Genomic DNA, 11,719 nt, shown 5'->3' with positions numbered 1-11,719 from the left:
CTCTCGTCGTCCCCTCTATTGTACCTTATTTTTTAAATTCAGGGTATACAACCTCAATCTTCCTTCGACAAGGGGTTAGCGCAACTCTGGTGATACGTATTTTTGATCCATTGGACCTGTATATTCGGCGCGAGGACGAATCAGGCGGTTATTTTCATACTGCTCTAAAATGTGCGCTGTCCAACCGGATACACGACTCATAGCAAAAATAGGTGTAAACAGGTCTCTCTTGATACCCAGTTGGGTATACACAGAGGCAGAATAAAAATCCACATTGGGCTTCAAGCCTTTTTGTCCTGTTACAATTTCCTCAATTCGAACTGACATATCAAACAACGTTGTGTCGCCGTTCATTTCCCCCAGCTCGCGGGACATTTTGTGCAAGTGCTTGGCACGCGGATCACCGTTTTTATAGACTCGGTGTCCAAAGCCCATGATTTTTTCGCGGTTATCCAGTTTCGCCTGAATATAGGAGTCCACCTGATCCAAACCACCAATCTCCTCCAGCGTTTTGGCCACAGCCTCATTGGCCCCACCATGCAGTGGTCCTTTTAAAGCTCCAATTGCAGACGTGATTCCGGAATAAATATCCGACAATGTGGCTACCGTTACACGCGCAGCAAAGGTCGAAGCATTTAATTCATGATCGGCGTGCAGCACGAGAGCCTGATTGAACGCTTTAATAGCCGTCTCCTCTGGATCCTTGCCAGTCAGCTGATACAAAAAGTTTTCAGCGATAGAAATACCTTTTTTAGGCGCAATCGGCTCCAAGCCCTCGCGTATACGTGCTATAGCTGCCACAATGGTAGGCAATTGCGCCTGAAGCTTGACGGTTTTGGTCACATTAGACTCTCTCGACATATCATCCGCCTCTGGGTCATACAAAGCGAGAGACGATACGGCTGATCTCAAGGCAGCCATCGTGCTCAAATCTTTCGGATATAGCTTTAATTGAGTAACAATTTCATCCGGAATAGCAGCGTATTCGCTTAACTGGTTGCGAAGCTCCTGCAATTGCTCTTTATCAGGTAATTTCCCAAACCACAACAAATAAGCTACCTCTTCAAAATCGGCGTTAACAGCCAAATCATCAATGTTATAACCCCGGTACGTGAGAACGCCATCTACGATAGAGCTTATGGAGGAAGTGGTCGCTACGATCCCTTCCAGACCTTTAGTCGCTGTCATCGTTACATCTCTCCTTTGTAAAAACATTGTGAACGGACTTGCAATGTAAACATTTTCAAAAGTAAGATATGTCTTTTAAGTAGCTGAGTAATGTTAACGCCATATGTCAATATTTAAACCTTCTTTCACTATACTGGATTTTGTCGTTTATGTGAACATTGAGGGCTATTCCAACACATTCAAATGTTTTATCGCTTCCATAAATAAATTTTTGAAACCCCTTACAAAAAATATTGATTCATTTGCACTTTTTTACACAGGTCTTGTCTCCCCCCTTTCCCGCATATGTATAGTAGAGCATTTATTTTATGAAAAACTATCGTAAAAGAAAGGAGTCGTGAGAGCTTGAGCCGGTTAATCCTGAATCGCATATTTCGTGCTCTATGGGTGGCAATCGTGATTGTAGCTCTGTTACTGGGCATATATATGCTTTTCCCTCTCGTCTATCCTTTCCTATTCGCCTGGCTTGTGGCTTATGCGATGAATCCATTGGTTTGTTTTCTGCGTAACAAAGCCCGTATGCCACGTTGGACGGCTGTCACGTTCTCATTATTTGTATATTTAGGTGGAATTGCAATTATTCTATCTGCAGCAATCACCCGCATAGTCCGAGAAGTTATAAAGTTGGCCATGACTTTTGACGGGCATATTGAGCGTTTTAAAAGCCTGTTTATCGATTGGACACAAAGCGATTTGATTCAAAATGTAATTATTGAAATTAACCATTTTATCCGGGATAATCCGGATTACCAACATACCATTAACAGTAATATTGATAAAACAACTCAAACCGTCAGTTCGGCTGTCACTACGCTAGTCGCTCAATTTTTTAATGGGGTTTTGAACTTGCTGACCTCTCTGCCTAATATGGGAGCAGTTCTAATGGTTATTGTATTAGCGGCTTTTTTTATTAGTAAGGATTGGGACCGACATAGTCGGATGCTCGCAAACACGGTTCCTGATACAATTCGCAAGCCATTGTCGGATATATGGCACGATCTGCGTAAAGCACTGTACGGCTATTTGCGTGCACAGTTTATTATTATCTCCATTACGGCATTAACGGTCATTGTTGGGCTGTTCATATTGCGTGTGGAATCCGCCTTTACCATCGGTTTGATGATCGGGCTGGTGGACTTGCTACCTTATTTGGGGGTTGGCATTGTGATGATTCCGTGGATACTGTATGCGTATATGTCTGGTAATTTGGCGCTAGGGGTAGGATTGTCGATCCTTTATATCATCCTGTTGATTGGACGACAGATCGTGGAGCCTAAGGTGCTGGCCAGCAGCGTGGGCTTGAACCCGCTTCCCACCCTTATCGGTATGTTCATCGGGCTCAAGCTATTTGGCGTTTTAGGACTAATTATCGGACCTGTATCACTTATTGTCGTTGATGCTCTGAATCGTGCGAATGTCATTCAGGACTTGCGCAATTATATTCTCGCTGGAAGAGTCCGCTAGATCATGGATAGAAAAAACGGCAGCTCACGTCAAAACCGCCGAAACGTAATACTACCGTTTTTCATTTTTTTCTCCAGCCACTTCAATAAAAAGCGTCGGTACAACGCTCGTGTTAAAGGGAATACCAACGTAAAACCAATAATATCTGTTAAAAATCCGGGGATAAGCAGCAAACTCCCACCAAAAAAAACACATAATCCATCCAGCATTTTACGGCCGGGCATTTGTCCCCGATTCATTTCATTTTTCGCATCGGCAATCACCTTACGACCTTCAAATTGCATCATGGCAGCCCCGATTAGGGTCGTCAGAATGATGAGTAAAATCGTTTTGCCTGCTCCAATCCAGTGACTTACCCATATAAACCCGTACAGCTCCGCCAAAGGAATGAGCAGCAGCAACAGCCACAGACGTTTACGCATCATCATGACTTCTGTCCCTCCCCGCCTGTAAAAGCAAACCTTAATGCAGTGTACAGCTCAGGTAGCGCCTGGTCCAGTCGAACGGGCTTCCATTCAGTGTTCACCCATACGTGACGTGTCATCCCTGTAACGAGCAGCTCTCCCGGCAGCGTGTCTGCCTGGGTCCATACCTTTCCCAGATACCTTTGATGCTCATCATCCGTTACCCTCCGAACCTCATAGGTATAGTTTAGTCGCAGTCTGGAGAAGTCGGTAATTGCGGTATAAACGGTAATTAAATCATCATATCGAGCAGGACTCGCATATTTCGCATTGATTTCAATAACTGGCAGCAAAACTCCACGTCCCTCCATGCTCCGATAGTTAAAACCCGCCTGTCGGATCATTTCGGTACGCCCGATCTCAAACCAGTTCAAATAATTTGCATGATATACGACCCCCATCTGGTCGCTTTCCTGATAACGGACACGTAGCGGTGCGCCATACCAGCGTAATTCCGTTTGTTTCTCCTCTTGAGTCATACAAGCTCTCCTATCTTTGTGCATCTTTATCTCTATTTTGCCCTCTCTCCATTAAACCATATTTACAGCCCGGGAACAAAAAGAGGGCAGACCGAACGGTCCGCCCTCGCAAATCATATATAATAATGCCTTTATTATTGTGGCAACGGCTTGGACAGTTTATAATATCCGCTATCCGAAGCCAGCTTAAGCAAGCTCTTAGCTTGGCTTCCCGCCCAGGCGTAACCGAGTCGTCTTTCCTCACTAATTTTCATGATGTCGGTATACTTTTTGCCATCCCGATCCGAGAAGAAATACTTATTGTCTTCCACATTATAGAACCGATACCACATTACGCTCGATGCATCCTTTTGGAAAAACTCCGGACCTTGACGATTGTATTTGATACCGTCGATTCGGTTCGCGTCAAACCATTTCAAAGCACTTTGAGCCGCTTTTTTCACTTCAGCGGTTTGCGGTTGGGACATGAGAAAAGCAGTAATGCCTACTGATTCCGTAGTTGTTTTGGAAGGTAGCTCAAATGCCCGAGCCGCAACCGATGCATAAGTAGCGGGATCATGCTGTGCACCCCAGATTGTCGGTGTACCATTATTTACAATTTGAGACTTAATTGTGTACTGGATACCTTTGTTTAGCGCTTGCTGAAGTCTGGAGCGGTAAGCGTTATCCAGAATATCGCTATCAAACGGCTGTTTCTTGTTCACAATATCGTCAGCCAAAACCATAACTCTAACCATCGCATCATCATTATAAGTTACAGCATCGGAATAATTACCACGTTTAGGGTATACCTGAGGCCAGCCACCGGAGGAATATTGAGAAGTTAGTACAAAGTCAACTGCTTTTTGTACACTGTTCTTAATGTCTTTATTTTTGGTTTTTTTGTATACATCCGCCAAAAAGCGAATCTCGGTTGTCGTGGCCTCGTTATCGAATGTTCCGAGTTCAACACCATCCTTGCTCTTCCATGTAGAGCGTGCAGCTTTGCCATCCCATTTGGATTTATAATTCTTTTCCATCGCTTTGAAGAATCCGCCATGTGGCAATTGCCAGGATACAATATTTAAGGCAAGTGTAGTATCCTTGGATGTATTCCCCGTAGAGAACTTACTGAAATCGCGCATCTTGTTTAGGATGCTGTCTGTATTGACAACAGCGGTTGGCTTCGCCACAGCCGACAGCCCAAATAATTGCTCACGGTCCAACACACCTGAATTTACATCGTCACCATAAACGTCCCGTCCCACAGCTAAATCTGTGGTAAGCTCATAAGAAGCAGTAGCCGATTCACGTACTGAATCATATGTAGCCGGCACAATCTCCTGTGCCGCAGCCCATGATGGACTTAGGAGCCCTGACGTTACTGTAATCGCCAAACTTGAAAGCGCTATCATCTTTACAGTTGGACACATCTTCTTCTTCATTTGAACCTCTCCCTTATTTTGAGTTGGGTCATTGCGTTCAGTTTAACCTATACATTCTTGCTGAATATTCTTTTGGATAGTGAGAGGAACTGAACCACTATTTATGCATGATAAATAGTTAGTTATATTATATGAAAATATATCCAAATGATCAATATATTTTAATTTACTAATAGATTAAAAAAGTTAAAAAACTTTGAAAACAATAAAAATCCTCCTACTAATGCTGGATTAGTAAGAGGATTTTACGTGAAGCTAATATAAAGTAGGTCGATGAGCAACATCGCTTAACCAAATCGACCCATAATGTACTCCTGAGTCAGCTCATTTTCAGGATTCGTGAAAATATCGTTCGTTTTCCCATGTTCAACCAGACTTCCGATATAAAAATAAGCAGTATAATCGGAAATTCGTGCAGCCTGCTGCATATTGTGCGTCACAATAACGATGCGCAATTCTTTTTTCAATTCGGTAATAAGCTCTTCTACCTTGCCTGTAGACACAGGGTCCAGGGCGGAGGCTGGTTCGTCAAGCAATAGAATTTTCGGTTGAACGGATAGTGCACGTGCAATGCAAAGCCGTTGCTGTTGCCCGCCAGACAGCGCCAGAGCGGAGTCGTGAAGGCGATCCTTGACCTCATCCCATAATGCTGCTTTACGCAGGCTGCTTTCGACGATTTCATCAAGCTGTTTCTTCTTGCGCACCCCACGGTATTTGGGACCAAAGGCGATATTATTGTAAATGGATTTGTAAAAAGGGTTGGGACGCTGCCACACCATGCCAATTTGCTGACGCAGCTTGATCACGTCCGTTTCCGGTGCCGTCAAATCCTGTCCATCCATCCAGATGTGCCCCGTTGTAGAGGAAGATGCAATCTCATCATTCATCCGATTAAGGGAGCGCAAAAAGGTCGATTTACCGCAGCCGGAAGGCCCGATCAGGGCAGTCACTGTCTGCTCGGGAAAGGCCAAATTCACTTTTTTCACAGCTTCAAAGCTGCCATAATAAATACTCAAATCCTCAGTACTGAACGGATGCGGCGGTTGTCCCACAAGCTGTTCCGAACGCGTAGACTGAACGGATGTTGCTGGTGCTACAGTTTTTGCAGTTCGCGTAATCACATGTTCCATTGTTCTCCATCCCCTTTCTAATCCATTCGTTTAGCTGCTGTCAGGCGGCGATAGACGACTCTTCCGAACCATCTTGCACTCAGGTTGAAGACAAGTACGAGCAGTACCAATACTGCGGAAGCGCCTGCGGCAATATCTTTGGAGTCAGGAGCAATGCCTTCACTATTAACCTTCCAAATATGAACAGCCAATGTTTCGGCAGGTCGCATCGGGTTAATAGGCGATCTGGCATGCAATGGATTCCAATCGGTAAAATCAAGCGGCGGCGTACTCATCCCTGCTGTAAACAGCAATGCGGCAGCTTCCCCGAAAATGCGGCCTGCGGCCAAAATGGTACCCGTAATCAAGCTTGGCAGCGCAGCTGGCAACAAAATGGAGGTGATGATTTTCCACTTGGACAACCCAAGTGCAAGTCCAGCTTCCTTTTGCTCCTTCGGTACAGCTCGGAAAGCCTGCTCCGTTGTGCGAACCATCAGCGGTAGGTTGAATACGGCCAAAGCCAAGGCTCCTGATAAGAGGGAAAAGCCAAAATCAAACGTATTTACGATAAGTAATAGTCCAAACAATCCGATGACGATAGACGGGAACGAGGACAATACTTCGACGACCAGTCGTATAAAGTCCGTAATTTTTCCCGGCTTTGCATATTGCGCCATGTAAATACCTGCGCCCCAGCCAATCGGAATGGTAATAATCAAAGTTAAGATTAACAAAAATACGGAATTAAATAGTTGTGGGCCAATGCCACCGCCTGCACGTAATGTTTGGGGAGCACTGGTCAGAAAGTCAAAAGAAATATGACTGACTCCGCGGGCCAAAATGAAGCCCAGTAATCCCACCAAAAGTGCAACAATGAACAAAGCGAAGAAACAGATTACAAATGTAGCGATCTTATCGGTCGTTTTAGCTTTCATCAAACCCGGTTTCTCCTTTCAAGCAGCCTTACCAGCAGCACGAAAATGAATGTCATGAGCAGAAGAACAAGCGCCATGCTCCAGAGAGCATTATTATGAACGGAGCCCATCGCTGTATTCCCCATGCTAAGTGTAATGACGCTGGTCAAGGTCGAAGCGGATTCCAGCAAGGAATGCGGTATGTGCGGAGCATTCCCGATTACCATCTGTACAGCCAACGCTTCTCCGAAGGCACGGGCCATACCGAGAATAATTCCTGTTAAAAGAGCAGGCAGCAACGTCGGAATAATAACACGGGCAATTGTCTGCCAGCGGGTAGCACCCAAAGCATAAGAGGATTCACGCAGCCCCCCCGGCAAGGAAGACAACGCATCCGCCATAATACTCGTAATCGTCGGCAAAATCATGACTGACAACACTAGGCAGCCTGCCAGAATGCCGATGCCTTGTCCTCCAAACACGTTCCGCAGCAGCGGGACGATTACGGTCAAGCCGACAAAGCCATATACAACAGACGGAATACCGGATAATAATTCAATCGCGGGTTGAAGGATACGTTTTCCCGATTTCGGCACGATTTCCGTCATAAATAAAGCCGCACATAAGCTGAGCGGACTGGCAATTAAAGCCGCCAGTATGGTTACTGCAAAAGAACCCGTAATAAACGGAAGCGCGCCGAAGGACTTAGGTTCGCCATCCGGACTCCATTTGGTTCCAAAGAAAAACTCTCGCAGACTGACTCCATTCACCGCAAATGTAGCTACACCTTTGGAGGCAACAAAATATACAATGGAGACAATGACTGCAACTAAAAAAACGACACAAACCGACGTATATATGCGGCCGGTCCATTCTTCCCAGTAATGTCTTTCTTTCATAACTCGGGATCGTTTATTCTGTTCCATGTATGCCTTCCCTTCAATTGGTCCCATACTGTAACTCCTTTAACCGAAGAATAGAGGCCGGACGCTAGTCCGCCTCTTCTTCGTGAATATACTCGCGTTAGCTGCGTTCATCGAACAGGAGGTGTGACTCTCCTTATTTCGTGATATTACCGTCAGCATCACGTTTCACTTGCATACCTGCTACTGGAATGTATCCCAAGTCTACGACATCCGTTTTTTGGATTTCATCTGACAGAATGTAGTCAAGGAATGCTTTCACATGCTCTTTTGGCTCACCTTTAGTGTACATATGCTCGTAAGCCCATACTGGATATTTACCTTGTTCTACATTTTCAACGTTAGCTTCAACGCCATCGTATTTCAAAGCAGTTACTGTGTTGTCGATGTAGGACAGAGCCAGATAACCAATCGCACCCGGTGTTTCAGCAATCAGCTTTTTCACAGTACCGGAGGAATCTTCTTGAATGGAGCCCGGCAGATCTTCCGTTTTTTGTCCCAATGCGTATTTTTCAAATGTTGCACGAGTACCGGAGCTGCTTGGACGGTTTACAATAACGATTTTTTGATCCGCACCGCCAACTTCTTTCCAGTTCGTGATTTTACCTGTAAAGATTTGTACCAATTGATCTTTTTTCAGGTCTGTAACGCCTACTTTAGGATTCGCTACCGCTGACATGGCTACAACAGCTACTTGGTGATCGACCAGCTCATCTGCGCCGCTCTCCAGTTTTTCTTTTGCAAACACGTCGGAGTTACCGATGTCCGCTTGTCCGCCGGAAACCTGAGTCAAGCCAGTACCGCTACCGCCGCCCTGTACTTGAACTGCAATGCCTTTATATTTATCGACAGCCATAAATTTTTGTCCCGCTTGCTCTACCAATGGTTGAAGTGCAGTGGAGCCAACAGCCAGAATGTTTCCTGTCAGTTCAGCAGCTGCTTTATTGTCTGTTCCTGTAGCAGCTTCTCCTTGTGGTGCAGCATTGTTACCTGATCCGCAAGCTGCAAGTGCAAATACCATGGTGAGAGTCATCAGAATGAACGGCCATTTTTTCAACATTTTTTATTGTCCTCCCCTTAGTTAAGTGACGGTTTTTTATTTATGACCATCAACACTTTTACATTGTAGGCCTGGAATGTTAGACGAACGACGTGGTTTTGTAAAACAAATATAAAATATTGATAGATAAATTATTTTACGGTATATAATTAATCTATAGTTTAAAATTCACTTATGAATGACATATAAGGAGAGCTGTTGGATTCCATGAATATTCTAAAATTGCGTATCTTGATGCTAATCGACAAATTCCATAAGGCGACGGATGTGGCCGAAGCTTTGCAAGTCAAACAACCTACCGTCAGCTTTCATATGAAAAGCTTGGAAAAGGAAATGGGTGTTTCCCTATTCTCTCTTCAACAAGGCAGGATTATGCTAACGGAAGCTGGAAAAAAATTATTACCTTACGCAAAACAGATCATCTCTCTGGAGCAAGAAGCTAGACAAGCTGTAGATGAACTGACAGAAGAGTCACAGGGTCAATTACATCTGGGTGCTGAGTCGATATCAGGTACGTATCTCCTCCCCACTTTGATGGCTAAGTTTGCTGAGCGGTATCCAGATTGTCGTATTCAGTTGGAGATTCAATCCCCGGATGCAATTAAGCAACTACTGAAACAGGGAGAAATTGATTTTGCTTTTCTCGACGATAGAGAATCTCTTCCAGAATATACGGTGGCAGAGCCAGTGGCTTCAGATCAAGTAGGAGTTATCCGTTCTGCATCTGCACGTGCACCTGAAGTCAAATTAGAGGAGTTCGATGGAACCGATATGCTGGACAAGCACACATGGGTAAAATATAGCGGTTCATCCGTTGTAGATCTGTACTCCTCGCTAGTTAAGCCCCATCTGGAAATCAACTCTTGGGAAGCCGTAAAGCGAGTCGTAAGCGGCGGAGAGGCGCTTGCCTTCTTTCCTGCAAGCGGAGTCGATAATCATGAAAATGCTGTTCCCTCGGTGGAATGGCTTCCTTATCCCGAGGCTGATAACAAAAGGAGCCATTATCAAATAAACATCGTGTTTCAACAAGATACACACATGAACTTGATGCAACAGGCATTCCTTGATTTCATACGGCAAGAAGTACTAGAAATAAAAAGCTAGAGAACATAAAAAAGAGCATCCCAGTCTTATTGACTTGAATGCTCTTTTGCTTGTTGTAACGATACATACAGCCTCGGTATTATTTCACGGAGGCTTTAATTACGCTTGTGCTGGAACGCAGCTAATTTTGATCAGGTTCGTAGAACCGGAATCACCAAGAGGTACGCCCGCAGTAATCACAACCAAATCGCCCTCTTTAACGAGGCCAGATTTGCGACCACCTTCCAGCGCGTTGTCAAACAGACTGTCTGTTGTGTCAACGATTGGTCTGCCTTGTACTGCATGTACGCCCCAGATCAGAGCCAAACGGCGAACTGTTCTTTCCTGTGTTGTAACAGCAACAATCGGAGCTTCTGGACGATATTTAGAGATCATACGCGCCGTTGTTCCGCTTTGTGTGGACGTCAGAATCGCTTTGGCATGCAGGTCAAGTGCAGAAATAGAAACGGATTGGCTGATTGCTTCTGTGATACTAATTTCTTGAGCCGTTCTTTGTTTTTTGAACAAATCACGGTAGTTCAGAGAGGACTCAGCTTTTTCTGCAATACGTGACATCGTCAATACAGATTCTACTGGATATTTACCCGCAGCTGTTTCGCCGGACAGCATAATTGCGTCTGTTCCGTCAAAAATAGCATTCGCCACGTCACTTGCTTCCGCACGAGTCGGACGCGGGTTACGTTGCATGGAATCCAGCATTTGTGTTGCCGTAATAACAGGCTTGCCAGCTACATTACATTTGTTAATCATCAATTTTTGCGCCAGAGGTACTTCTTCAGCAGGAATTTCCACACCAAGGTCACCACGGGCAACCATCAGGCCATCCGAAGCTTCCAAAATTTCGTCCAGGTTGTCCACACCTTGCTGATTTTCGATTTTGGAAATGATTTGAATATGACTTGCGTTGTGTTTCGCCAGCAATTCACGAATTTCCAGTACATCACTTGCTTTACGAACAAAAGAAGCCGCGATGAAATCAATGTCCTGCTCAATACCGAAAATGATATCATTAGCATCTTTCTCCGTAATACCAGGTAAAGAAATTGCAACGCCTGGAACGTTAACGCCCTTCTTGCTTTTGATCGTTCCGCCATTGACAATGCGGCATTTGATTTCAGTGCCTGATACTTCAATAACGGTGAGTCCGATCAGACCATCGTCGATCAGAATGGTGGAGCCGGGCTCCACGTCCGAGGGAAGATCTTTGTACGTAATAGAAATACGATCTTGCGTACCGAGAATTTCTTCCGTTGTCAGCGTAATGAACTCGTCCTGAACAAGCTCAATAGGTTCAACTTCGAGCTTTCCTGTCCGGATTTCCGGCCCCTTCGTATCGAGCAAAATAGCAACATTTTTGTTAAGCTCCTTACAAGCTTGACGGATGTTTTTAATCCGGTTGCCATGCTCCTCGAAATCACCGTGAGAGAAATTCAGGCGGGCTACGTTCATACCAGCCAAAATCAGTTTCTTCACATTTTCCAATGATTCACTGGAAGGACCGATGGTACATACAATCTTAGTTTTGCGCATTTGGGTTTTTCCTCCGTTTTCAAAGGTGCTACTCTTTATATCTTTTTCCAACAATTAAAT

11 protein-coding genes are annotated in these 11,719 nt (G+C 44.8%); 2 read left to right on the top strand and 9 right to left on the bottom strand.

Annotation, left to right across the window (positions count from 1 at the left end):
* Positions 1–75 precede the first annotated feature (75 nt).
* A complete protein-coding gene (gene citZ, locus NSQ68_RS08590; protein ID WP_274484747.1) occupies positions 76–1,188 on the bottom strand; it encodes a citrate synthase in 1,113 nt (370 codons plus the stop codon).
* Positions 1,189–1,533: 345 nt separating this feature from the next.
* Between citZ and ytvI the strand changes: the two genes are divergently transcribed.
* Positions 1,534–2,652 carry a sporulation integral membrane protein YtvI gene (gene ytvI / locus NSQ68_RS08585; RefSeq protein WP_342428589.1) on the top strand — a complete coding sequence of 373 codons (1,119 nt, stop codon included), beginning with the start codon at positions 1,534–1,536 and terminating at the stop codon, positions 2,650–2,652.
* A gap of 29 nt (positions 2,653–2,681) precedes the next feature.
* On the opposite strand, the gene NSQ68_RS08580 is transcribed toward ytvI, so the two are convergent.
* The 7 genes from NSQ68_RS08580 to NSQ68_RS08550 form a co-directional block, all read right to left on the bottom strand.
* Positions 2,682–3,080 carry an FxsA family protein gene (locus NSQ68_RS08580; RefSeq protein WP_013309596.1) on the bottom strand — a complete coding sequence of 133 codons (399 nt, stop codon included), beginning with the start codon at positions 3,078–3,080 and terminating at the stop codon, positions 2,682–2,684.
* A complete protein-coding gene (locus NSQ68_RS08575; protein WP_307349297.1) occupies positions 3,077–3,595 on the bottom strand; it encodes a thioesterase family protein in 519 nt (172 codons plus the stop codon). Before NSQ68_RS08575 ends, NSQ68_RS08580 begins: the two co-directional genes overlap by 4 nt.
* Positions 3,596–3,729: 134 nt before the next feature.
* On the bottom strand, positions 3,730–5,019 hold the full coding sequence (pelA, locus tag NSQ68_RS08570) for a pectate lyase (RefSeq protein ID WP_342428588.1): 1,290 nt from the start codon (positions 5,017–5,019) through the stop codon (positions 3,730–3,732).
* Between the two features lie 287 nt (positions 5,020–5,306).
* Positions 5,307–6,149 carry a phosphate ABC transporter ATP-binding protein PstB gene (pstB, locus tag NSQ68_RS08565; RefSeq protein ID WP_342428587.1) on the bottom strand — a complete coding sequence of 281 codons (843 nt, stop codon included), beginning with the start codon at positions 6,147–6,149 and terminating at the stop codon, positions 5,307–5,309.
* 17 nt (positions 6,150–6,166) lie between these two features.
* The gene (pstA, locus tag NSQ68_RS08560) at positions 6,167–7,063 is read right to left on the bottom strand and encodes a phosphate ABC transporter permease PstA (protein ID WP_013309592.1); all 897 of its coding nucleotides are present in this window, start codon (positions 7,061–7,063) and stop codon (positions 6,167–6,169) included.
* Positions 7,063–7,995, bottom strand: coding sequence for a phosphate ABC transporter permease subunit PstC (gene pstC, locus NSQ68_RS08555; RefSeq protein WP_029516617.1), 933 nt, complete (start codon positions 7,993–7,995; stop codon positions 7,063–7,065). The genes pstA and pstC overlap by 1 nt, the downstream gene beginning before the upstream one ends.
* Positions 7,996–8,101: 106 nt before the next feature.
* The gene (locus tag NSQ68_RS08550) at positions 8,102–9,025 is read right to left on the bottom strand and encodes a phosphate ABC transporter substrate-binding protein (protein WP_039269889.1); all 924 of its coding nucleotides are present in this window, start codon (positions 9,023–9,025) and stop codon (positions 8,102–8,104) included.
* Positions 9,026–9,232: 207 nt separating this feature from the next.
* Between NSQ68_RS08550 and NSQ68_RS08545 the strand changes: the two genes are divergently transcribed.
* Positions 9,233–10,129: a LysR family transcriptional regulator gene (locus NSQ68_RS08545; protein ID WP_342428586.1), complete on the top strand. Its 897-nt coding sequence runs from the start codon at positions 9,233–9,235 to the stop codon at positions 10,127–10,129.
* Positions 10,130–10,228: 99 nt separating this feature from the next.
* Here NSQ68_RS08545 and pyk read toward each other — a convergent pair whose 3' ends face one another.
* Positions 10,229–11,659, bottom strand: a complete 1,431-nt coding sequence (gene pyk / locus NSQ68_RS08540; protein ID WP_029516614.1) for a pyruvate kinase — start codon at positions 11,657–11,659, stop codon at positions 10,229–10,231.
* Positions 11,660–11,719: the final 60 nt, after the last annotated feature.

Origin of the sequence: Paenibacillus sp. FSL L8-0158 (genome assembly GCF_038592965.1) — a bacterium.
Taxonomy (GTDB): domain Bacteria; phylum Bacillota; class Bacilli; order Paenibacillales; family Paenibacillaceae; genus Paenibacillus; species Paenibacillus polymyxa_D.
This window is presented reverse-complemented; position numbering and strand designations above follow the sequence as displayed.

Bases quoted from the DNA above. Each gene is read 5' to 3' on its own strand.
- citZ (WP_274484747.1), bottom strand. From the start codon at position 1,188: ATGACAGCGACTAAAGGTCTGGAAGGGATCGTAGCGACCACTTCCTCC.
- NSQ68_RS08580 (WP_013309596.1), bottom strand. From the start codon at position 3,080: ATGATGATGCGTAAACGTCTGTGGCTGTTGCTGCTGCTCATTCCTTTG.
- NSQ68_RS08575 (WP_307349297.1), bottom strand. From the start codon at position 3,595: ATGACTCAAGAGGAGAAACAAACGGAATTACGCTGGTATGGCGCACCG.
- pelA (WP_342428588.1), bottom strand. From the start codon at position 5,019: ATGAAGAAGAAGATGTGTCCAACTGTAAAGATGATAGCGCTTTCAAGT.
- pstB (WP_342428587.1), bottom strand. From the start codon at position 6,149: ATGGAACATGTGATTACGCGAACTGCAAAAACTGTAGCACCAGCAACA.
- pstA (WP_013309592.1), bottom strand. From the start codon at position 7,063: ATGAAAGCTAAAACGACCGATAAGATCGCTACATTTGTAATCTGTTTC.
- pstC (WP_029516617.1), bottom strand. From the start codon at position 7,995: ATGGGACCAATTGAAGGGAAGGCATACATGGAACAGAATAAACGATCC.
- NSQ68_RS08550 (WP_039269889.1), bottom strand. From the start codon at position 9,025: ATGTTGAAAAAATGGCCGTTCATTCTGATGACTCTCACCATGGTATTT.
- NSQ68_RS08545 (WP_342428586.1), top strand. From the start codon at position 9,233: ATGAATATTCTAAAATTGCGTATCTTGATGCTAATCGACAAATTCCAT.
- pyk (WP_029516614.1), bottom strand. From the start codon at position 11,659: ATGCGCAAAACTAAGATTGTATGTACCATCGGTCCTTCCAGTGAATCA.